The 22,952-nt window shown below is 71.3% G+C and carries 16 protein-coding genes; 9 read left to right on the forward strand and 7 right to left on the reverse strand.

All coding sequences use genetic code 11. The features are described from left to right. Positions 1-222: 222 nt before the first annotated feature. Positions 223-1,065, reverse strand: coding sequence for a nucleotidyltransferase domain-containing protein (locus LCN96_RS42880; RefSeq protein WP_225268136.1), 843 nt, complete (start codon positions 1,063-1,065; stop codon positions 223-225). A 140-nt stretch (positions 1,066-1,205) separates the two neighbouring features. Here LCN96_RS42880 and LCN96_RS42885 point away from each other — a divergent pair, with 140 nt between their 5' ends. Further along, a complete protein-coding gene (locus LCN96_RS42885; RefSeq protein ID WP_225268137.1) occupies positions 1,206-2,234 on the forward strand; it encodes a MalY/PatB family protein in 1,029 nt (342 codons plus the stop codon). On the opposite strand, the gene LCN96_RS42890 is transcribed toward LCN96_RS42885, so the two are convergent. Beyond that, entirely contained in the window at positions 2,215-5,373 is a 3,159-nt protein-coding gene (locus LCN96_RS42890) for a S41 family peptidase (RefSeq protein ID WP_225268138.1), read from the reverse strand. The genes LCN96_RS42885 and LCN96_RS42890 overlap by 20 nt on opposite strands. 112 nt (positions 5,374-5,485) lie before the next feature. On the opposite strand from LCN96_RS42890, the gene LCN96_RS42895 reads away from it, so the two are divergent. Next, a complete protein-coding gene (locus LCN96_RS42895; RefSeq protein WP_225268139.1) occupies positions 5,486-5,914 on the forward strand; it encodes a hypothetical protein in 429 nt (142 codons plus the stop codon). Positions 5,915-5,963: 49 nt separating this feature from the next. Then, positions 5,964-6,932, forward strand: coding sequence for a TIGR03557 family F420-dependent LLM class oxidoreductase (locus LCN96_RS42900; RefSeq protein WP_263657394.1), 969 nt, complete (start codon positions 5,964-5,966; stop codon positions 6,930-6,932). On the opposite strand, the gene leuS is transcribed toward LCN96_RS42900, so the two are convergent. Then, positions 6,933-9,413, reverse strand: coding sequence for a leucine--tRNA ligase (gene leuS, locus LCN96_RS42905; protein ID WP_225268141.1), 2,481 nt, complete (start codon positions 9,411-9,413; stop codon positions 6,933-6,935). 438 nt (positions 9,414-9,851) lie between these two features. On the opposite strand from leuS, the gene LCN96_RS42910 reads away from it, so the two are divergent. Then, complete coding sequence (locus LCN96_RS42910; RefSeq protein ID WP_225268142.1) at positions 9,852-11,729, forward strand: hypothetical protein; 1,878 nt, start codon at positions 9,852-9,854, stop codon at positions 11,727-11,729. 43 nt (positions 11,730-11,772) lie between these two features. Here LCN96_RS42910 and LCN96_RS42915 read toward each other — a convergent pair whose 3' ends face one another. After that, positions 11,773-13,014: a cytochrome P450 gene (locus LCN96_RS42915; protein ID WP_225268143.1), complete on the reverse strand. Its 1,242-nt coding sequence runs from the start codon at positions 13,012-13,014 to the stop codon at positions 11,773-11,775. 228 nt (positions 13,015-13,242) lie between these two features. Here LCN96_RS42915 and LCN96_RS42920 point away from each other — a divergent pair, with 228 nt between their 5' ends. Next, positions 13,243-14,361 (forward strand): RNA methyltransferase, encoded by a 1,119-nt coding sequence (locus LCN96_RS42920; RefSeq protein WP_225268144.1) that lies wholly within the window; start codon positions 13,243-13,245, stop codon positions 14,359-14,361. On the opposite strand, the gene LCN96_RS42925 is transcribed toward LCN96_RS42920, so the two are convergent. Genes LCN96_RS42925 through LCN96_RS42935 form a run of 3 tightly spaced genes read right to left on the reverse strand, consistent with a single transcriptional unit; the run spans position 14,327 to position 18,045 of the window. Beyond that, complete coding sequence (locus LCN96_RS42925; RefSeq protein WP_225268145.1) at positions 14,327-15,169, reverse strand: alpha/beta fold hydrolase; 843 nt, start codon at positions 15,167-15,169, stop codon at positions 14,327-14,329. The genes LCN96_RS42920 and LCN96_RS42925 overlap by 35 nt on opposite strands. A gap of 43 nt (positions 15,170-15,212) precedes the next feature. Further along, on the reverse strand, positions 15,213-16,466 hold the full coding sequence (locus LCN96_RS42930) for a cytochrome P450 (protein ID WP_225268146.1): 1,254 nt from the start codon (positions 16,464-16,466) through the stop codon (positions 15,213-15,215). A gap of 31 nt (positions 16,467-16,497) precedes the next feature. Continuing rightward, complete coding sequence (locus LCN96_RS42935) at positions 16,498-18,045, reverse strand: GMC family oxidoreductase (RefSeq protein WP_225268147.1); 1,548 nt, start codon at positions 18,043-18,045, stop codon at positions 16,498-16,500. Positions 18,046-18,196: 151 nt separating this feature from the next. Here LCN96_RS42935 and LCN96_RS42940 point away from each other — a divergent pair, with 151 nt between their 5' ends. From LCN96_RS42940 to LCN96_RS42955, 4 genes are all read left to right on the forward strand, one after another. Beyond that, positions 18,197-19,732 (forward strand): long-chain-fatty-acid--CoA ligase, encoded by a 1,536-nt coding sequence (locus LCN96_RS42940; RefSeq protein WP_225268148.1) that lies wholly within the window; start codon positions 18,197-18,199, stop codon positions 19,730-19,732. A 61-nt stretch (positions 19,733-19,793) separates the two neighbouring features. Then, on the forward strand, positions 19,794-20,471 hold the full coding sequence (locus LCN96_RS42945; protein ID WP_225268149.1) for an HAD family hydrolase: 678 nt from the start codon (positions 19,794-19,796) through the stop codon (positions 20,469-20,471). A 10-nt stretch (positions 20,472-20,481) separates the two neighbouring features. Beyond that, a complete protein-coding gene (locus tag LCN96_RS42950; RefSeq protein ID WP_225268150.1) occupies positions 20,482-21,426 on the forward strand; it encodes a phosphotransferase in 945 nt (314 codons plus the stop codon). Between the two features lie 149 nt (positions 21,427-21,575). Then, positions 21,576-22,862, forward strand: coding sequence for an extracellular catalytic domain type 1 short-chain-length polyhydroxyalkanoate depolymerase (locus LCN96_RS42955; RefSeq protein WP_225268151.1), 1,287 nt, complete (start codon positions 21,576-21,578; stop codon positions 22,860-22,862). Positions 22,863-22,952: the final 90 nt, after the last annotated feature.

The raw sequence follows: 22,952 nt of genomic DNA on the forward strand, positions 1-22,952 counted from the left end.
AGCGGCCCTCCATGATGTTAGCGTTAACATCTCACCACACCGAGCGAGGCGGTGGTGAGCGCATTCGTACCCCGGCGGAGGAGAGCCGTCAATATCAGCACGCCCGGTAGAGGGGTGTGCGCCTGCTCAGCGCACGGGGTGCAGCGTTGTGCGCCTGGTCAGCGTGCCCGACACAGCGGCGTGCGCCTGGTCAGCGTGCCCGACACAGCGGCGTGCGCCTGCTCAGCGCGCTTGATACAGCGCGTGCGCCGCCGTGATCGCCTGGTCCGCGAAGCCCAGCACGTCCCGCCGGCGCTCGAACGGCGAGCCGTACAACGACCGCCGAGGCGTGCCGAAGTGATCACCGAGCCCAGCGATCACGCTCGCCACGGACGGCAGCGCCGCGTCCTCCTCGCGCAGCCGCAGCACCTCGTCCACTACGCGGTGCCAGCGCTCGGGAAAGGCCTCCCGCGCGTACCGCCCCGCCCCCGACTTGGAGGTGATCTCCCCGGTGGCGAGCGTGTAGTGCAGCCGGGCGACGCCGGTGACGACCCACACGGTGCCGTACCCGCCGAGGCAGGTCAGCCCCCACGGCGTGAACGGCCGCGACGCGCGGATCACCAGGCGCCGCCAGTAGAGGTCCAGGTTGCGATCGGTCCAGGCGGCCAGGGTGTCGGGATCGTTCCAGATCTTCAGCTCGTCCGGCTCGGGCCCCCGGCAGGTCAGCCCGTGGCGGGCCAGCGTGTGCCAGGTGACGGGGTTGACCGAGCCCCGCCGGTTGAGCCGGCCGGCGTGCGCCTGGGGGCGCTCCCCCAGCTCGGCGGGGTTGTGGCCGAGGTCGTCCCAGGTGAGGTAGACGCCGTCGAAGGGGTGGGCGCCGAGCCTGGTGTGGATGCGCTCCAGCACCCCGGCCGGCGGCGGCTGTGACGTCACCGCGACGAAGTCGACGTCGCTGGCACCCGGCCGGTAGTCGCCGAGCGCCGCGGAGCCCTCCAGATACAGCCCCTCCACCAGCCCGGGTGCCTCCGCGTCGGCCAAGGTCAGGTACGTCTCGACGATCGCGTCGATCTTCGGGTGGGGCGTCATGGCCGCCCAGCCTGCCATACTCCGCGCCACCGCCTCATCACATTCAAGAATCCTAGAATGGCCGAGTGAATGACGCATATACCCCTTTAAACCTTAAATCCACTCATGATGGTCTCAAGTGGGCGGCGGTGGAGCCGGGGGTGATCCCTGCCTGGGTCGCCGACATGGACCTGCCGACCGCGCCCGCCGTCGCAGAGGTCCTGCGCCGCCGCGCCGACGGAGACCTGGGCTACCCGGTCTGGCTGCTGGATCAGAGCGCCGGGCCGCTGGCCGAGGCGTTCGCCGAGCGCATGGCGGACAGGTTCGGCTGGGAGGCCGACCCGGGGCTGGTGCGTCCGTTCAACGATCTCAACCAGGCACTCCAGGTCCTCCTCCAGCTCTGGACGAAGCCGGGCGACGGGGTGGCCGTGCACGTCCCGGCCTACCACCCGTTCCTGGACACCCTCGACGTCATGGACCGCCCGCTGTGCCCCATCCAGATGGAGCCGGACGGCGAGACGTGGCGCTTCGAGGTGCCCGACCTGTCGGGCTGCCGGGTGCTGCTGCTGGTCAACCCGCACAACCCGACCGGCCGCGCGTTCACCGAGCGGGAGCTGACCGAGCTGGCCGAGCACGCCGAGCGGCACGACCTGCTGGTCATCGCGGACGAGATCCACGCCGACCTGGTGTACGAGCCGCACCGGCACATCCCGTTCGCCACGATCGCGCCCGAGCGCACGGTCACGCTGACGTCGGCGACGAAGGCGTTCAACCTGGGCGGCATCCGCTGCTCGGTGGCGCACTTCGGGCACGAGGGCGTCCGCAAGGCGCTGGAGGCGCAGCCCCCGTTCGTGTACGGCTCGCCCAGCGTGTTCGGCGTCGAGGCGACCGTGGCGGCCTGGCGGCACGGTGACGCCTGGCTGGCGCAGACCGTGGCGCTGCTCGACCGCAACCGGCGGACGATCGCCGAACGCCTGCCCGCCACGTTCCGCTACCGCGTCCCTGAGGCGACGTACCTCGCCTGGCTGGACGTGGGCAGGCCGGGCATGGCGGAGGTGTTCGAGCGGGAGGCGAAGGTGCGGCTGAACGACGGCGCGGCCTTCGGCCCCGGTGGTGAGAGCTGTGTACGGCTCAACTTCGCCACCACCGAGGCCATCCTGGCGGAGATCCTCAGCCGGCTGGCCGGCTGAGCGGCGGCAGCTCGGGAGGCGTGGCGGCCGGCTGCTCGTCCAGCGCGGCCAGCGCGAGCTCGATGGCCTTGTCGAGCTGCGGGTCCCGCCCCGCCACCCGATCCTGCGGGGTGATCACCACCTCGTGGTCCGGATCGACGCCGTGGTTCTCCACCCCCCAGCCGGGCCCGTCGAGCCAGAAGGAGTAGCGGGGCTGCGTGACGCGGGTGCCGTCCACGAGCGAGTAACGCGAGTCGATCCCGATCACCCCGCCCCACGTCCGCGTGCCCACCAGCGGCCCGATCCCGCGCGCCTTGATGCCCGCGCTCACGATGTCGCCGTCGGAGCCCGCGAACTCGTCGGCGACCGTCACCACCGGCCCGCGCGGCGAGTCGTCGGGATAGCGCGTCGGCTGGTACCAGCGCGCCCGCGCCCACCCCGTCACCTTGCGGGACAGCTTCTCCAGGATGAGCTCCGACAGGTGCCCGCCGCTGTTCTCCCGCACGTCCACGACCAGCCCGTCGTGGTCCATCTCGGTACGCAGGTCGCGGTGGAACTGCGCCCACCCGGAGGCCACCATGTCGGGCACGTGCAGGTAGCCCAGCCGTCCCCCTGACGCCTGCCTGACGTAGGCCCGGCGGTCCTCCACCCAGTCGTGGTAGCGCAGCTGCGTCTCGTCGGCGATCGGGCTGACCACGACCCGGCGCACGTCGCCGCCCGAGCCGTGCCGCACGGTCAGCTCGACGGGCTGGTTCGCGGTGCCGGCCAGCAGCGGGAGCGGCCCGCGTACCGGATCGACGGGGCGTCCGCCGACGGCCAGGATCGCGTCGCCGGCGCGGACCGCGACGCCGGGGGCGAGCAGCGGCGAGCGGGCGGCGTGGTCGGACGACTCGCCGGGCAGGATGCGCTCGACCCGCCAGACCCCGTCGTCGTCCCTGGCCAGGTCGGCGCCGAGCAGGCCCTGGCGGCGCCGGGGATCGACGCCGGAGCCGTTGGGCACGGCGTAGGCGTGGGAGGTGCCCAGCTCGCCCTGCGTCTCCCAGAGCAGGTCGATCAACTCGGAGTGGGCGCCGATCCGGGAGACCAGCGGCTCGTAGCGGTCGAGCACACCCTGCCAGTCGACGCCGTTCATGTCCTCGCGCCAGAAGTGGTCGCGCATGAGGCGGCCGGCCTCGCGGAAGCCCTGCCGCCACTCGGCGACCGGGTCGATCTGGACGGTGATCCGGTCGAGCTCGATGGTGACGACCTCGTCGCCCTCGCTCGCGGCGCGGGTCTGCAGGCCGTTCTTGCCGTTGGTGACGAGCCTGGAGCCATCGCCGCTGACCTCGAACGCGCGGATCTCCCTGGCCAGCTCGGCTTTGGCGCGCTTCTTGAGGTCGTAGCGTTCGAGCACAGTCTCGGAGCTCTGCTCGCTGCCGTCGCCGAGCACGCCGCTGAGCGGGTAACGCAGCCACAGCAGCGCGTCCTTGGCCGTACGCAGGTTGCCGTAGCTCCCGGCGGGCACCGGCACGGGCACCACGCGGGCGGCCAGCCCGTCGGGGTCCACCTCGGTACGCGGCGGCGCGTCGTCCTTCTTGTCGTCCTTGGACGGCTTGTCGTCCTCGCCGTTGAACCCGCGCCCCTGCAGCGAGGGGTCGAACGGCGACGGCGTGGCGGCCTTCAGCGGCACGATGTACGGCTTGCACCCGTGCGGGAACGACAGGTCGAAGACGTGCGCGTCGTAGACGGGGTCGAACGTGCGCACCGACAGGAACGCCAGGTGCTTGCCGTCCTTGGTGAAGGCGGGGTCGTAGTCCACGAACCGCGGCGGCGTCACCTCGATCACCGAGGTGCCGTCGAGCCGGCCCATCCTGATCTGCGTCAGCCGCCTGTGGTGCGGGTGCTCCCAGGCCAGCCAGGTGGAGTCGGGCGAGAACGCCAGCCCGCTCACGTCGCCCTGGTCGGTGCTGTCCAGCTCCCGCACGCTCTCGGACTCCAGGTCGATGACCAGCAGCCGCCCGTCGTGGGTGGCCACGGCCACGTGCTTGCCGTCGGGCGCGGCGGCCATCTCCAGCACCCGGCCGAGCTGCCCGGTGGCCAGGGTCCGCACCTCGCCGCCGGGGGTGCCGATCTCCAGCCCGTCCTCGCCGCCGGCGTCGGAGACCCACACGGCCTTGCCGTCGGCGTCGAGCACCTGCGGCAGGCGGACGCGCACGCCCGGCTCGGCCCGCAGCACGCCGGCGGGCCCGTCGCGGTGCGTCACCCAGTGCGCGGTGCCCCTGATCTCGACGGCGCTGGCCCGCCCGGTGGCATCGGGCGAGAACGCGCCCGCCCGCAGCGGCGCCGGCCGCCTGGACCGGCCGGGGCGCGGCCCGCCCAGCCGCACGTCCAGCCGGTACGGCTCGGCGTCCAGGCTCTCCATCAGCCACAGGTCCCCGGCATGGCTGTAGATCACCCGCTGCCCGTCGCTGGTGGCGTGGCGGGCGTAGAACTCCTCGTGCGCGCTGTGCCTGCGCAGGTCGGAGCCGTCGGGCAGGGCGGAGTAGACGTTCCCGACGCCGTCCTCGTCGGACAGGAACACGATCCGGTCGCCGACCCAGCTCACCGACCAGTGCTGCGCGGTGCTGTCGGCGAACAGCCTGGCGAACTCGCCGTCGCCCGCGGCGTCCACCCAGATCTTGGCCGCCGTGCCGCCCCGGTAGCGCTTCCACTGGGACGGCTCGCGCCACACCACCGACACGGTGGCGACCTTCGTCCCGCTGACGGCCGCCTCGCCGACCCAGCCGTAGGGCAGGCGCGTGGCCGGCCCGCCGTCGAGCGGCACCGCGTACGCCCAGCGCCGGTTGTCGCTGCTCTGCCCGGCGGAGGTGACGGCGAGCACGTCGCCGCCGGGGGTCCACCCGCGGACGGAGGTGACGTGCTCGCCCCAGTAGGTCAGCCGTTCGCCTTCCGGCCCGTCGAGCTCGGCCGTGAACGCCTCGGGAGCGCCCTCCTTCGTGCTGGTCCACGCGATCCGGCCGCCGTCGGGCGAGAACCGCGGATTCGACACGGCCACCCGGTCGGCGGTGAACCGCCAGGCTCTGCCGCCGCTCAGCGGAGCGAGCCAGACGTCGTCGTCGGCGACGAAGGTGACCAGGTCACCGTGCAGGTGCGGGTATCTCAGGTATGCGCCATATGCCACCCCTGCACACTAAACCGCGGCATCAAGAGCGGCTCAAGAATTCTTCTACCAGTGGACGGCCCGCTTTGTGGGGGAAGGGGGCTGGAAGCCCGTTTCTAGCCTGTGAGGAAGCATGAAGATCTGCGCTCGCGCCCACCAGCTCCCGCCCCGCCTGGCCGCCGCCGCCGTCATCCTGAACTCGGGCGTGGACCTGGTCGACGCCGACGAGCAGCGGGCCGCGACCACGCACGGCATGGCGGCCAGCGCCTACCCGTTCCTGCGCCGCCTGGACCCTGAGCTGTTCACCCGGCTGCTGGCGCGCAGCGAGGTCGCGCTCGGCGCGGCCCTGCTGGTGCCGTTCGTGCCGTCGCTGCTGGCCGGGGCCGCGCTGACGGGCTTCGCGGCGGGGCTCATCGGGCTGTACCTGCGCACGCCCGCCATGCACCACGAGGGCAGCGTGCGGCCGACGCAGCAGGGCATCGGCGTGGTGAAGGACGTCTGGCTGCTGGGCATCGGGCTCGGCCTGGTGGTCGAGGAGCTGCGTGCCCGCCGCCAACATTGATCTCCGGTCCTTGGCCGCTAATGTGGGCAAAGTCGGGTAGCCGGGGCGCATGGTACAAATCGGCTACACCTTGATGTCCGAACAGACCCCGGCCCGCGAGCTGGTCGACTACGCCGCCGCAGCCGAGCGGATCGGCTTCGACTACGCCGTCATCTCCGACCACTACTTCCCCTGGGTGGAGGAGATGGGGCACTCGCCCTACTGCTGGTCGGTGCTCGGCGCCGCGGCCCAGGTCACCGAGCGGCTGCCGCTGATGACGTACGTGACCTGCCCCATCATGCGCTACCACCCGGCGGTCGTGGCGCAGAAGGCGGCCACGATGGGCGTGCTCAGCCAGGGCAGGTTCACGCTGGGCCTGGGTGCCGGCGAGAACCTCAACGAGCACGTCATCGGCGAGGGCTGGCCGCCCGTGGACACCAGGCACCGCATGTTCGCCGAGGCCGTCCAGATCATCAGGAAGCTCTTCAGCGGCGAGTACGTCACCCACCAGGGCGAGTTCTTCGACGTGGACTCCGCCAAGCTGTACGACCTGCCGGAGCAGCCCGTCCCCATCGGCATCGCGGCCTCCGGCGGGCAGTCGGCCGAGCTGGCCGCCGAGTACGGCGACGTGCTGGTCATCAACGAGCCGATGCCCGAGGTGGTCCAGCAGTTCAACGCCGCGGGCGGCGACGGCAAGCCGGTCTACGGCCAGCTCGCCCTGGCCTACGACACCGACGCCGAGGCCGCCAAGCAGCGCGCGCACGAGCTGTGGCGCTGGTCCAGCGTCGGCGGCTGGAAAGTGATGGCCGAGCTGCCGGGCCCGGTGAACTTCGCCGCCGCGGCCGGCACGGTGCGCCCCGAGGACGTGGCGCAGAGCGTGCCGTGCGGCAACGACGTGGAGGCCGTCGTGGAAGGCGTCAAGAAGTACGTCGACGCCGGGTACACGCACGTGGCTCTCGTGCAGATCGGGCACGACCAGCAGCAGCCGTTCTTCGAGTGGGCGGAGAAGGAGCTGCTGCCGGCCCTGCGCAACCTGTGACTAGGGGACGATGTTGACCAGCTTCGGCGCCCGGACGATCACCTTGCGGGGCATGCCCTGCACGTAGGGGGCGATCTTCTCCGAGGCCAGCGCCAGCGCGCGCAGCTCGTCCTCGCTGATGTCGGGCGAGACCTCCAGGCGGTCACGCACCTTGCCCGCCACCTGCACCACGCAGGTGACCGACTCCTGCACCAGCAGCGCGGGGTCGGCCACCGGCCAGCCGGCGAACGCGACGGACCCGGTGCGGCCCAGCCGCTCCCAGCCCTCCTCGGCGGTGTACGGGGCCACCAGCGACAGCAGCACGGCCAGCGTCTCCGCGGCCTCGCGCACCGCCGGGTCGCCGGCACCCGGGCCCGAGTCGATGGCCTTGCGGGTGGCGGAGGTCAGCTCCATCATGCGCGCCACCGCCACGTTGAAGCGCTGCGAGTCGATCAGCTTGGTGGCCTCGTCGACGGTGTGGTGCGTTACCTTGCGCAGCTCGACGTCGCCGCCCTCGAACGGCACGCCCGGCTCGCTGGTCACCTCCGACATCACCCGCAGCGCGCGGGCCAGGAACTTCTGCGACGCGGCCGGCGAGACGTCGGCCCAGTCGATGTCGTCCTCGGGCGGCCCGGCGAACACCATGGTCAGCCGTACGGCGTCCACTCCGAAGTCGTCGATCTGCCGGCCCAGGTCCACGCCGTTGCCCAGGGACTTCGACATGGCCTTGCCACCGTTGATCACCTGCCCCTGGTTCAGCATGCGCAGGAACGGCTCGGTGAAGTCCACCATGCCCATGTCGTGCAGGACCTTGGTGAAGAAGCGCGAGTACAGCAGGTGCAGCACCGCGTGCTCGATGCCGCCGACGTACTGGTCGATCGGGCCCCACTTGCGCACCTGCTCGGGGTCGAACGGGCCGTCGTTGTAGCCCGGCGAGCAGTAACGCAGGAAGTACCACGAGGAGTCGACGAAGGTGTCCATCGTGTCGGTGTCGCGCTGGGCGGGGCCGGCGCACTTCGGGCACTCGACGTTGACCCACTCGGTGGCGCTGGCCAGCGGCGACACGCCCTTGGGCGCCAGCGCCTCGCCGCGCAGGTCGGGCAGCGTGACGGGCAGCTGCTCGTCGGGGACGGGCACCTCGCCGCAGTCGGGGCAGTGGATGATCGGGATCGGCGTGCCCCAGTAGCGCTGGCGCGACAGCAGCCAGTCGCGCAGCCGGAAGTTGACCGCGCCCGTGCCCCTGCCCTGCGTCTCCAGGATCTCGATGATCTTGGCGATGCCCTCGGCCTTGGTCAGGCCGTCCAGCGGGCCGGAGTTGACCAGCGTGCCCTCGCCGGGCGTGGCCTCGCCGGTCTCGCCCGGGTCGGCCAGGCCGGTGTGCACGACGACCTTCACCGGCAGGTCGAACTTGCGGGCGAAGTCCAGGTCGCGCTGGTCGTGCGCGGGCACGGCCATGATCGCGCCGTGGCCGTAGTCGGACAGCACGTAGTCGGCCGCCCAGATCGGGATGCGCTCGCCGTTGACCGGGTTGATCGCGTGGCGGCCCAGGAAGACGCCGGTCTTCTCCTTGTCGGTGGCCAGCCGCTCGATGTCGCTCAGCTTGGCGACCTCAGCGCGGTAGGCCTCGAACGCCGGGCGCTGCTCGTCGGTGACGATCTCCTCGGCCAGCGCGGCGTCGGCCGCCACGACGAAGAACGTGGCGCCGTACAGCGTGTCGGGGCGCGTGGTGTAGACGTGGACCGGCTCCTCGCGGCCCTCGATCTCGAACAGCACGTCGGCGCCCTCGGAGCGGCCGATCCAGTTGCGCTGCATGGTCAGCAGCCGCTCGGGCCAGCCGGTCAGCTGCTCCATGTCGTCCAGCAGGCGCTGCGCATAGTCAGTGATCTTGAAGTACCACTGCGTCAGCTCGCGGCGGACGACGTCGGCGCCACAGCGCTCGCACTTGCCCGCCACGACCTGCTCGTTGGCCAGCACCGTCTGGTCGTTGGGGCACCAGTTGACCAGGCCGCCCTTGCGGTAGGCCAGGCCGCGCTCGAAGAAGCGGTTGAACAGCCACTGGTTCCAGCGGAAGTAGTCGGGGTCGCTGGTGTGCAGGCGGCGCGACCAGTCGAAGGAGATGCCGTAGCGCCGGAACGAGTTGGCCTGCGTCTCGATGTTGGCGTACGTCCACTCGGCGGGGTGGGCGTTGCGCTTGATCGCGGCGTTCTCCGCGGGCAGGCCGAAGGAGTCCCAGCCGATCGGGTGCAGGACGTTGTAACCCTTCTGCATCCAGTAGCGCGCGACGACGTCGCCCAGGGCGAACACCTCGCCGTGGCCCATGTGCAGGTCGCCGGAAGGGTAGGGGAACATGTCGAGCATGTAGCGGCGCTCGCGCGGGTCTGCCGGGTCCTCGCTGGCCCGGTAGGTCTCCTGCTCCTCCCATCGCTGCTGCCACTTGGCCTGCAGCGCCTGCGGATCGTACTCACTCACGGCTACTGTCCTTCTGGCTTGATTCGGACCCATAAGAAAACCCCTCGTGCACACAACGAGGGGTGGAGCCGCGACGGCGAAGATCTTCTAGGGCCGTCGCGGCCCGCTAAGAAGCAGGGTCGCGGAACGCATGTGTCAAGCCTAGCGCACCTCTTCGGCTGAATGCAGGCTATGGATCGAGGTCCGCAGGCACAATGGATCCTTCAGGTCCGGCGAGACCTGATGGTGATGTATCCGTTGTGACCTCATTCGTCCCAGAAGAATAGCCTTGTCGCCGTGGTATACCCAGCTGAGCCTGATCGACCGGAGGGTGACCTGCCGTTGCAGGATCCGCCCACCGATCCTCATGGCTTCCCCCGTTTCGCTGCGGAACCACCTGCATCTCCTGGAAAATCCCATGAGATCATGCGTGAGACGTCAAATCCGGATATAACGGGACATCCGGACACAACCTCGGGAGGGCCGGCAGCAATGGCAACGGAGAATTCCGGACCTCATCTGCCATCCTCCTGGCCGGAGCCGCCACGCCGCGACGCGTCGCCCGCCTGGTCCGACTCCGCCGCCGAGGTGCCCACCTCCTGGCCCAGCGCGCCCGCCGCCGACGTGCCCACCGCCTGGCCGGAGGCGTCGCGGCCGGGCCACCCCGAGCCGTCCTGGCCGGAGCCGCCGCGCAAGGACCCGTCCTGGCCCGAACCGCCCGGCGCCGTCCGCCCCGGCGCGGGCCGCCAGGCTCCCACCGGCGCGCCGCAGGGCGCGTCCTGGCCGGAGCCGCCGCGGCAGGAGCCGGGCCGGCCCGATCCCGGCGTGCCCACCGCGTGGCCGGAGAGCGCCTCCTCCCCCAACGTGCGCAGCCCGTGGCCGGACAACGCCTCCTCACCCGACGTCCGCAACCCCTGGCCGGACAACGCCTCCTCACCCGACGTTCGCGCCGCGTGGCCGGAGAACGCCTCCTCGCCCGACGTGCGCGCCGCGTGGCAGGACGCTCCGCCGCCGCCGCAGAGCGCCGCGGGCCCCGCCGGATGGCCGGAGGTGTCGTCCAAGGGCAACCCGCCCCCCTCGGGCCCGCCGCTGGGGCAGCCCGCCGATCCGGTCCCCGCCTGGGCGCAGCCGCCCGCGCCGGCCGCCGGCGCCTGGTCGAACCTGTCCAGCCCGGCCCCGTGGCCGCCGGCCGACCGCGCCGCGCCCGCGCCGCCCGCCGAGCCGGGGGCCGAGCGCACCGCCGTGTACAACAACGCCGGCCCACCGGCGCCCGCGCCGCACCCGGCCGACGAGCGTACGGTCACCTACAACCAGCACACCCAGAACCTCCTGAACGAACGCGCGGTGCCCTCCAGCCCCATGGATACTGCCCAGCCCCACACCGACACGCCCCAGGGCGTGCCCCCCACGACTCCTCCCGGTCCCCCAGGTCCCCCCGGCCCGCCGCCCGGCGACGACCACCCCGGCAGGCCCGGCTCCAACCTGAGCCGCGACCCCTCCGACCCGCAGAACAGGTTCGTCACGGCCGGCCAGATCAGCGGCTCGCGCACCCCGCCGCCCGAGCGCCAGCAGGAGCTCTGGAACACCGTCTTCGGCGACGACTACCAGTCCATGGGTGACCAGGACGCGCTGGACGACGAGGAGCAGGGCAAGCCGATCTGGATCTACGCCCTGGGCGGCTCCGTGGCGGTCGCGCTGGTCGCCGCGCTGCTGTGGGCGTTCCTGTGGGGCCCGCTGGCGGGCGAGGAGCCGTCGTCGTCCAGCGCCGCCCTGGCCGCCGAGCAGTCGGCGGCGGCCAAGCCCAAGCCGAGCGCCACCAAGTCGTCCACCACGATCGGCCCGCTGCCCCGCTACACCGGCAAGGCCTCGCCCGTGATCGGCCGGGTGCCCGACGCCGGCGCCGGGATCTCCGTCCCGCGCCTGGGCGGCACCTGGCAGCTCGACCAGCGGGCCACCGTCAAGGGCACGTACGGCTTCGACACCCGCCAGTACGTGCAGGTGGCGCCGGAGAAGTACGCCACGGTCATGTCGGGCCCGCTGGCCCCGCGGCTGTCGTCGTACTACGAGCCGGACAACCTGGAGCCGGTGATCAAGCAGGTCGTGCTGAGCGCCCGGCGCACCTTCTTCCCCGACGGCAACAAGGTCCGCAAGATCGCCCAGCAGCCGATCAAGGTGGGCGACCAGACGGGGCGCCTGATCGCCTACGAGCTGACCGCCGACACCGAGAAGGCCACGATCGCCACGATGGCCATCAACACCGGCGGCCAGGTCCCGGCCATCGTCTACATCTCGATCCCGTCGGAGAGCAAGCAACTGCTGCCCGACATCCGCACGGTGATGAACCAGATCCGCCTCACCGGCCAGTCCTGAGCTTCGGCGCGGGGAGGGGCACGAGCGCCCCTCCCCGCCCGGCTCAGAAGGTGCACTCCATGTGCTTGATCCCGTTGATGAAGCTGGAGTGCAGCCGGTCCGGCTTGCCTGCCTCGATCCGCGGGACGCGCCGCAGCAGCTCGCGGAACATCACCGTGATCTCCCTGCGCGCCAGGTGGGCGCCCAGGCAGAAGTGCGGGCCTGGGCCGCCGTAGCCGACGTGCGGGTTGGGGTGGCGGGTGATGTCGAAGCGCCGTGGGTTCTCGAACACGGCCGCGTCCCTGTTGGCGGCCCAATAGAACAGGACGACCTTCTGCCCAGCGCGGTAGAGGTGCCCGTTCATCTCGAAGTCCCTGGTGGCCTTGCGGCGCATGAAGTTCACCGGCGAGGCCAGCCGGACGATCTCCTCGACGGCTCCGGGGGCGTGGCCGTCGATGTCCTCCAGCCACAGCGCGCGCTGGCCGGGGTTCTTGGTGAGCAGGCGCATGCCGTACGAGATGGCGTTGCGGGTGGTCTCGTTGCCCGCCACGACCAGCAGGATGAAGAACGAGCCCAGCTCCTGCATGGTCAGCCGCTCGCCGTCGATGTTGGCGTTGACCAGCGAGGAGGTGAGGTCGCCCGTGGGGTGGTCGGCGCGGTGGGCGGCCAGGTCCTGGACGAGCTGCTGCAGCTCCATGCCCGCGTTGAGCAGCCGCTCGGCGAGCTGGTTGAGGTCGTCGCCGGTGTACTCGGGGTCGAAGCCGCCGAGGATGACGTTCGAGCGGTCGAAGACGAACTGGTAGTCGCGCTCCGGGATGCCCATCATGTCGCAGATGATCTTCAGGGGCAGCCGCGCCGCCACCTCGGTCACGAAGTCGCAGCCCGGCCCCTTGGCCAGCAGGTCGTCCACGATGCCGGCCGCTGCGGCCTCCACGTCCGACTCGAACTGTTTGATCATCTTGGGGGTGAAGGCCCGCGAGACGATCCTGCGCAGCCGGGCGTGGCGCGGGTCGTCCATGTTGATCATCGAGCCGAAGTATTCGGCGAACTCCGCGGGCATGTCCGGGATGTTCGTCGCACCGCCGTCGCCCGAGCAGAAGACCTCGGGGTTGCGGCTGGCCTCCAGGATGTCGGCATGCTTGACCAGCGCGTAGTAGCCCGGCCCCTTGGGCATGTAGGTCATCTCCGATTCCTCGAAGAAGGCCGGGGTGTCGAGCGAGCGCAGCCGCTCGAACGCCTCCTCGCGCTCACTCATGGGCTTGGCCCAGAAGTCGCGGTCCGACAGGTCGAAGTCCAGGACGCTCATGAGGCCATCATTGGAAAAGCGGCCACTTACGTCAATGGGTTGGACGTACACCGTACGTACGTGGCGCGCGAAAATCCGTGGCTCCTGGCAGGTCACCGGCTCTAGGGTGACTGGCATGTTCTTCTTCCGACGTTAGCGATCCGCCGGCGGGTCGCGGACGACCCACCGCCGGCGATGCGGGGCGGCCGAGCGAGCGCCGTCCCGGGTCGCGACGTGGGAGAGACACAGTTGCATACCTTTGCCGTGGCCAGGGCCGTGCGTGGCATCGAGCCCCTGGTGGCCATGGAGATCCGGCGTTCCAGGGCCGGCGTCGTGCGCGGGGTGCGCCATCGTGAGGTGTGGTTCGAGGCCACGCCGGGGGCCGACCTGCTCGGCCTGCGTACGGCCGACGACGTGCTGCTGGCCGTGGCCGTCGTGGACGGCATCGGCCCGGGCCGCGCCGCGCTGCCCCGGCTGGCACGGGCGGCGCGCGGGGTGGACCCCCGGCTGATGGGCGCCGCCGGGAGCGGGCTGGAGGTGTCGGCGTCGTTCGTCGGGCGGCGTAACTACACCAGGTTCGAGATCGAGGACGCGGTGGGGGCCGAGCTGGCCCGGCCGTTGCGGGTGCCGTACCACTCCCGGCGGGACGGGCGGCGGCCACCGCCCGGCGCGACGTCGTGGCGGGTCACGATCGAGGGTGACCAGGCGGTCATCGCGGTCCGGGTGGCCGGGCGGCCGTTGCACCGGCGGGCATACAAGACGGCCTCGATCCGGGGCACGCTGCACCCGCCGGTGGCCGCCGCCATGGCGCAGCTCGCCCGGCTGGGCGGGGCCCGTACGGTGGTCGATCCCTGCTGCGGCGCGGGCACCACGCTGATCGAGGCGGCCGCCTGTGCTCCGGGCACGCGACTGCTGGGCTTCGACCACGACCCCGCCGCCGTGTCGGCCGCCACCGCCAACGCCAGGGCCGCCGAAGAACGGGCCGCCGGAGAACGGGCCGCCGGAGAACGGGCCGCCGGAGAACGGGCCGCCGAAGAACAGGCCGCCGGAGAACGGGCGGCCCGCCTGTCGTGGGCGGTGGCCGACGGCGGGCGGATCCCGGTGGGTGACGGTCAGGCCGACCGGGTGCTGGTGAACCCGCCGTGGGGGCGCCAGGTGCCGCCGGCGGGCCTGCTCGCCGGCGGCCTGGACCCGCTGTGGCGGGAGGTGCGGCGGGTGCTGGCGCCGGACGGGCTGGCCGTGGCGCTGGTCCACGACGGCGTGCCGCGCGGGTTCGCCGTGGCGGAGGTGGTCGAGGTGAGCCTGTCAGGCCGGCATCCGCTGATCGCGGTGCTCAGGAGGAGGCCGGGCCGAGCCAGTCCAGGATGAGCCGGTTGACCTCGGCGGGCCGTTCCAGGTGCAGGAAGTGCCCGGCGCCCGCCACCTGCTCGGCCTGCGAGCCCTCCGGCAGGTGGTCCAGCGCCCCCTTGACCAGGTCCGCGCTCAGGCATCCGTCCTGCGCGCCGTGCAGGTAGAGCACGGGCCCGGTGACCGGCCGCTCGACGGCGGGGTGGCGGCCGGAGGGCGGGGTGGTGCCGAGCATCGCCCGGTAGTAGCCGATGGCGGCGCGCAGGTTGGCGGGGTCGCGCAGGCTGCGATGGACGAACTCCAGGTCCTCGCTCGCGTCGTAGCCGGGCGACCAGTCGCGCCAGAGGTTGTCGATGAAGCCCGGCGTGGCGGCGGCCGACTCGGCCAGCGCGGTCTGGAAGAGGAAGATGTAGAACGAGCGCTTGAGCTGCTCGTAGTCGAGGAAGAGACCGGCCAGCGAGCCCGGCGGCGGCACGGCGAGCGTGACGGCCCGGCGGAAGCGCTCGGCGGTGGCGTAGGCGGGGAAGGCGCCCCAGTCGTGCCCGATGACGACGGCGTCGTCCCCGCCTCCCAGCTCCTCGTGCAGGGCTCGCACGTCGGCGGCCAGCGCGCCCCCTTCGTAGGCGCCGTCGGCCGGGACCTCGGTGGGCGCGTAGCCGCGCATGAAGGGCGCGACCGCGCGGTAGCCGCGCTCGGCCAGCGCGGGCATCAGGTGCCGCCAGGTGTGCGCGGTGTCGGGGAAGCCGTGCAGGAGCAACGCCAGCGGCCCCTCCCCCAACGATAGATACGCGAACTCCACCCCATTGGCGTGGATAGTCCTGATCTCCATGACTGGGAAACCTAGCACGCCGGATCTTTCGCCACCGGACATCTCAGAACGCCCACCTCAGATGCTTGACGCCGTTGATGAAGTTGGACAGCAGGAAGTCGGGCTCGCCCGCCGCCCTGACGTCCGGCAGCCGGGTGAACAGCTCGCGGAACATCACGGTCATCTCCCTGCGCGCCAGGTGCGCGCCCAGGCAGTAGTGCGGCCCCGGCCCGCCGAAGCCGACGTGCGGGTTGGGATCGCGGGTGATGTCGAAGGCATCGGGGTCGCGGAAGACCGACTCGTCGCGGTTGGCCGAGTTGTAGAAGAGCAGCACCTTGTCGCCCTGCTTGTACGCCGTGCCGTTCAGCTCGTGGTCGCGCGTCAGCGTGCGGCGGAACTGGATCACCGGCGTGGCGTAGCGGACGATCTCGTCACAGGCCCCCACGATCCGCCCGTCGAAGTCCGCCAGCAGCAGCTCCCGCTGCTCGGGGTGGTCGGTGAAGAGCTTGAGCCCGTACGCGATGGCGTTGCGCGTGGTCTCGCTGCCCGCCACCACCAGCAGGATGAAGAACGAGCCGAGCTCCTGCGAGGTGAGCCGCTCCTCCCCGTTGACCAGCAGGCTGACCAGGTCGCCCGTGGGCCGCCTGCGCCGCTCGTCGCCGAGGCGGGCGGCCAGCCGGTTCAGCGAGTATCCGGCGTGCAGCAGCCTGACCAGGCCGCGGGCGACGTTGACGCGGCTGAAGCCGGGCGAGATGCCGGTGTACTCGGGGTCGGCGTTGCCGAGGATGACGTTCGTCCGCCGCAACACCATGTCATGAAATTTCGCGGGGATGCCCATCATGTCGCAGATGACCCGTACGGGGAGCCTGGCGGCCACCTGGGTGACGAAGTCGCCCGGCCCCTCCTCGATCGCCCGGTCCACGATCTCGGCGGCGGCCCGCGCCAGGTCCTCCTCCATCTTCGACAGGATGCGCGGCGTGAACGCCCGCGACACGATGCGCCGCAACCGCGCGTGCCGCGGGTCGTCCATGTTGATCATCGAGCCGAAGTACACGCTCAGCCAGCGCGGCATGTCGGGGATGCTGTTGGAACACGGCTCGCTGCTGAAGACGGCCGCGTTCCTGCTGGCCGCGGTGACGTCGGCGTGGCGCACCAGGGCGTAGTAGCCGGGGCCGCCGCCGATGAACGGCACGGCCTGCTCCGGCACGAACACCGGGCGCTCCAGCTGGCGCAGCTTGCGGAAGCACTCCATGCGCTCGGCCTGCGGCTGCCCCCAGAACGGGATCTGCGACAGGTCGAGGTCCGCCGGCAGGGTCATACCGACGAGACTACGCAAGTGACCACTTACGTCAAGCCTTGCTCGCCCTGATCAGGTCGGCCCCCTTCTCGCCGATCATGATGGCGGGCGCGTGCGTGTGGCCGCGGTTGAGCGTCGGCATGACCGACACGTCGGCCACCCTGAGCCCCTCGACGCCGCGCACGCGCAGCTCGGGGTCCACGACCGAGGTCTCGTCGGTGCCCATGCGGCAGCTCCCGACGGGGTGGTAGAGGGTCTCGCCGCGCTCGCGTACCCACTGGGCCAGCTCCTCGTCGCTCTCCGGCCCCCAGTACGGCGCCATCGGCCCGCCCGCGTACGGCTTCATCGCGGTCGTGGCGAACACGTGCTTGGCCGCCTTCAGCCCCTCGACCAGGCGCTTGACGTCGGCCTCCGCGGTCAGGTAGCCGGGGTCGATCAGCACGTCCCTGCCGCTCAGCCCGATCCTGCCGCGGCTCTCCGGCTGCAGCAGCACGACGCCGACGGTCAGCCCGTGACCGGTGGGCGGGGTGAAGCCGTGGTCCACGAACGGCACCGGCGCGAAGATCAGCTCGATGTCGGGCGCGGGCTCCTCGGGCGAGGTCCTGATGAAGGCGACAGCCTCGCCGACGTTGGTGGTGAGCATGCCGGAGCGCAGCACGATGTAGCGCAGCACGTTCACCAGCGACTCGGCCTTGGTCAGGGTGACCGGCTGTTTGCACTCGACGTACACGCCGGTGGACAGGTGGTCCTGGAGGTTCTTGCCGACCTCGGGCAGCTCGTGCACGATCGGCACGCCGGCGTCGCGCAGCTCGTCGGGCTCGCCCACGCCGGAGCGCATCAGCAGGTACGGCGAGCCGATCGCGCCGGCCGCCAGGATGACCTCCAGCCGGGCCTTGATCGGGGCGCCGCCGCTGTGCTCGATGCCCGTCGCGCGCCTGCCGTCGAACGTCACCCGGTCCACGGAGGTGTTCGTGATCACGTGCAGGTTGGGGCGGGAGAGCGCCGGGCGCAGGTAGGCGTCGGCGGAGCTCCACCGCCTGCCGCGGTTCTGGGTGACGGGGGTGGGGCTGTAACCCTCGTTGCTGCGGCCGTTCAGCTCGGGCAGGCGGGTGTAGCCGAGCTCCTCGCAGGCCTTGAGGAAGACGCCGGTGGTGACGTTCGGGCTGCGCAGCTCGGAGATGTAGAGCGGGCCGCCGGTGCCGTAGACGCCGCCCTGGTTGCTGCCGACGCGGCGCTCGGCCCTGGTGAAGTAGGGCAGGACGTCGTCGTAGGCCCAGCCGGGGATGCCCCACTGGTCGTAGTCCTGCTGGCAGCCGCGTACCCACATCTGGGCGTTGAGCGAGGACGAGCCGCCCAGCACCCGGCCGCGCGGCCAGTACAGCTCGCGGCCGGACATCTCGCTCTGCTTGGCCGTCTGGTAGGCCCAGTCGTACTCGGTCTTGAACAGCTTGGCGAAACCGGCGGGCATGCGGATCTCGAGCTTGTCGTCCTTCCCGCCCGCCTCCACCAGCGCCACCGATATGCCTGGATCCTCCGACAACCTGCTGGCCAGCACGCATCCGGCCGAGCCCGCCCCGACGATCACATAGTCGAACTCCATGACACCCCTCCATGGGGTAAGTAACTTCCTACTTGCTTACTTCACGCGGGGTGGGCGCGTCCATATGCACTTGTGACCTGAGTTACCTACCAGTCGGTATGCCGGTCCTGCGAAGATGGCGCCGAAGCCGTTCTAGAGGGAGGAAGGCGTCATGCTCAACCTGTCGATCGTCCTGGAGGACAGCGCCAGGAACACCCCGGATGGCACCGCGATCGTCTTCGGCGACATGCGGCTGCCGTTCTCCATGATCGACACCGTAGCGAACCAGGTCGCGAACCTGTTGGTGACACGCGGCATCGGCAAGGGTGACAAGGTCGCGCTGGCCTGCCCGAACCTGCCGTATTTCCCGTTCGTCTACTACGGCATCCTGAAGGCCGGGGCGACGGTGGTGCCGCTCAACGTCCTCCTCCAGTCGCGTGAGATCGCCTACCACCTCGACGACAGCGACGCCAAGGCGCTGTTCTGCTTCGAGGGCTCACCGGAGCTGCCGCTGGGCGAGCGCGGCAAGGCCGGTTTCGAGGCCGCCGAGGGCTGCGAGCACTTCTTCGTGCTGCCCGCCACGCCGCTGGCGACCGAGTCGGAGTACGGCGAGTCGATCTGGGCGGCGCTCGGCGGGATGCCGGGCGAGTTCGAGACCGTGCAGACCGCGCCCGACGACACGGCGGTGATCCTCTACACCTCGGGCACCACCGGCCAGCCCAAGGGCGCCGAGCTGACCCACCAGAACATGCTGATGAACGCCATCATCAGCGACCGCATGTTCCCCCGCACCGAGGGCGGCGACACCTACCTGGCGGTGCTGCCGCTGTTCCACTCCTTCGGCCAGACGACCGTCATGAACACCGGCTTCCTGCGGGGCTCCACGGTCGTGCTCATGCCGCGCTTCGAGCCGGGCGAGGCGCTGGCGCTCATGGCCAAGGAGGGCGTGACGTACTTCGCGGGCGTGCCCACCATGTACTGGGCGATGCTCACGAAGATCCACGCCGAGGGCGCCGAGGTGCCGCGCTCGCTGAAGGTGGCCGTCGCCGGCGGCGCGTCCTCGCCGGTCGAGGTGCTCAAGGACTTCGAGCAGACGTTCGGCGTCGGCATCCTGGAGGGGTACGGGCTCTCCGAGACCTCCCCGGTGGCCAGCTTCAACCAGATCGGCAAGCCCGCCAAGCCCGGCACGATCGGCACCCCGATCTGGGGCGTGGAGATGAAGCTGGTCGACGGCGACTGGAAGACGATCGAGGGCGAGGGCCCCGGCGAGATCGCCATCCGCGGCCACAACGTGATGAAGGGCTACTACGGCCGGCCGGAGGCGACGGCCGAGGTGATGAAGGACGGCTGGTTCCGCACCGGCGACATCGCCACGCGCGACGCCGACGGCTACTACGCCATCATCGACCGGGCCAAGGACATGGTCATCAGGGGCGGGTTCAACGTCTACCCGCGCGAGGTCGAAGAGGTCCTCATGACGCACGAGGCCGTGTCGCTGGCCGCCGTCGTCGGCGTCCCGCACGACTCGCACGGCGAGGAGGTCAAGGCGTACGTGATCCGCACGCCCGGCGCCACGATCACCGAGGACGAGCTGGTCGCCTGGGCCAAGGAGAACCTGGCGGCCTACAAGTACCCGAGGATCGTCGAGTTCCGCGACGCCCTGCCGATGACGGCCACCGGCAAGATCCTCAAGCGCGAGCTGCGGTAACCTGACCGTCCCCGAGGCGCGGGCGGCTCGCTCGCGCCTCCGCCATGCTCAGGGAGGCCCGGTGCTCGCCCTCTTCGACCTGGACAACACGCTGATCGACCGGCTGGCCGCGTTCCGGCGCTGGGCCGCCGAGTTCGCCGCCGAGCGGGAGCTGGGCGCACGGGCCGTGCCGTGGCTGGTGGCGGCCGACGCGGACGGCTCGGTGCCGATGGAGGCGTTCTTCGGCCGCGTACGCGAGCACTTCGGGCTGCCCGAGCCGGCCGGGGAGCTGTGGCGCGCCTACCGGGCCCGGCTGCCGCACCTGGTCCGGTGCCGGCCGGAGGTGCTGGCCGGGCTGGATCGGCTGCGGGCGGCCGGCTGGAGGGTCGGCATCGTGACGAACGGGGCGGCCGACAACCAGACCGGCAAGATCCGGCACAGCGGGCTGGCCACGCGGGTGCACGGCTGGGCGATCTCGGAGGCGGAGGGCGTGCGCAAGCCGGACACCCGGCTGTTCGAGATCGGTGCCGCGCGGTGCGGGGCGCCGCTGTCCGGCGGCGGCTGGATGGTGGGCGACGACGCCGTGAAGGACATCGCGGGCGGCCGGGCGGCCGGCCTGCGCACGGTCTGGATCGACCGGCGCGGCGAGCAACCCCTGCAGGAGCCCGCCACGGACGCCGACCGGACGGTGCGTGACGTCACCGCCGCCATCGACTTCCTCGCCGGGTCCGGAGCTGCGCGGCGCGGCGCGGACCGGTAACTTGCCGATCATGCGTGATCGACCGGACGACTTCGACGAAGAGCTGCTGCGCCCCGCGCTCCGCGACTGGGGCATCGAGGCGGCCACCCTGGACTACGCGCCGGTCGGTTTCGGCGACTTCCACTGGATCGCGGGCGGGCACGGCGGGCGGCGCTGGTTCGTGACCGTGGCCGACGTTCGGCGGCAGACCTACGACGGGCTCCGGCTGGCCATGGAGACGGCGGCGGTGCTGCGCGAGGAGGCGGGCCTGGAGTTCGTGCTCGCCCCGCTGCGCGCCGCCGACGGCACCCCGCTGCGCCGCCTCGACGGCCACCGGTACGCCATGAGCGTGTTCCCGTACGAGGAGGCCACGGGCGGCGACTTCGGCGACGAGCTGTCACCCGACGAGCGCGGCCACGTCATCGACCTGCTGGCCGAGCTGCACGCCACCCCGCCGCCGCCGTCCACCCCCGACCGACCGGTCGCGCTGACGGGCAGGGCGGGGCTGGAGCAGGCGCTCGGCGACACCACCCTGCCCTGGCTCGGCGGCCCCTACTCGGAGCCCGCCCAGGACCTGATCGTCCAGCACGCCGGCACGCTGCGGAGCAGGCTGGCGGAGTTCGACCGCCTGGCGCGCGAGCCCGGCGATCCGGTGCTCACGCACGGGGAGCCGCATCCGGGCAACCTCCTGCGAGCCGGGGAGCGCCGTCTGCTGATCGACTGGGACACGGTCGGAACGGCCGTCCCGGAGCGGGACCTGTGGCTGGTCGCCAGGGACGAGGAGGACTTCGCCCGCTACACGAAGGCGACCGGACGCGCGGTGGACCGCGACCGGCTGGCGCTGTACCGGCTGCGGTGGGCGCTGGACGACGTGGCGGAGTACGTGCAGTGGTTCCGCTCGCCGCACGGGCGCACGGCGGACGCCGAGCTGTCGTGGGACAGCCTCACCGGCACGCTCGAAGAGCTGGCCCGCTAGCCCCGAAACTTTCATCGCTCTCCCCCCTCCCCCCGCGCCCAAGCCCAGCTCATCAAGCGCCCAGCGGCCGACCTGTACCTGCCATGTTGCGATGCCGAAATTTTCTGTGGACACTCGCAATATTTCGGCTGCAGAGCGAGAGGAACTCGATGAAGCTGAAAGCTCGTATAGCCGGTGCCGTCATCGCCGCCGCGGCACTCGTGACGGCCGGCCTCGTCGCCGCACCCCCGGCCGCGTCCGCCCAGCTCACCGAGGTGACCGGCTTCGGCACCAACCCCACGAACCTGCGCATGCACCTCTACGTCCCCGACGGCGTCGGCACCAGGCCCGCCGTGCTGGTGGCCGTGCACTACTGCACCGGCTCAGGGCCGGCGTTCCACTCGGGCACCGAGTTCGCCTCGCTGGCCGACCGGCACAAGTTCATCGTCGTCTACCCGTCGGCGACCAGGAGCGGGGCCTGCTTCGACGTCTCCTCGCCGCAGTCGCTGACGCACAACGGCGGCAGCGACCCCGTGGGCATCGTCTCCATGGTCAGGTACGTGCAGCAGCGCTACAACGCCGACCCCGAGCGCACCTACGTGACCGGGGCCTCCTCCGGCGGCATGATGACGAACGTGCTGATCGGCGCCTATCCGGACGTCTTCAAGGCGGGCGCGTCGTTCAGTGGCGTGCCGTTCGGCTGCTTCGCCACCACCGACGGGTCGAGCTGGAACAGCACCTGCGCCAACGGCCAGCTCATCAAGACCGCGCAGCAGTGGGGCGACCAGGTACGCGCGGCCTACCCGGGCTACAGCGGCCCGCGCCCGCGCATGCAGATCTGGCACGGCACCGAGGACGCCACGCTGCGCTACCCGAACTTCCAGGAGCAGATCAAGCAGTGGACCAACGTCCACGGTCTGAGCCAGACACCCAGTCTCACCGACCAGCCCCGATCCGGCTGGACCAGGACCCGCTACGGCGGCACGGGCACGAAGGCGCCGGTGGAGGCGATCAGCCTGCAAGGGGTGGGCCACAACCTGCCGCAGGGCGGGATGGCGGCCATGGCGATCGACTTCTTCGGCCTGTCGGAGGGCGGCACCGAGCCGACCCCCACGATCACCCCCACGGTGACGCCGCCGGTCGGCGCCTGCCGGATCACCTACACGATGAACACCTGGAACACCGGCTTCACGGCCGCGGTCACGGTCGCCAACACCAGCACGACCCAGCTCTCCTCGTGGAGCCTGGCCTTCACCCTGCCCGCCGGCCAGACCGTCACCTCCGCCTGGAACGCCTCCGTCTCCCCCAGCAGCGGCCAGGTGACCGCCCGCAACGTCTCCTACAACGCCACCATCGCGCCGGGCGCCTCGGCCTCGTTCGGCTTCCAGGCCACGCACGGCGGCGACACCGGCAAGCCGCCCGCCTTCACCCTGAACGGCACGGCCTGCACCTCCTGAGCCTCCCGGAAAGAGCTTCACCTTTACCGCCCAGCCGCTTGCCCCCGCGCCGACTGTAGCCATACGGTCACTTTAAGCAGTCGTCGAGGG

Source organism: Nonomuraea gerenzanensis (assembly GCF_020215645.1).
Taxonomy (GTDB): Bacteria; Actinomycetota; Actinomycetes; order Streptosporangiales; family Streptosporangiaceae; genus Nonomuraea; species Nonomuraea gerenzanensis.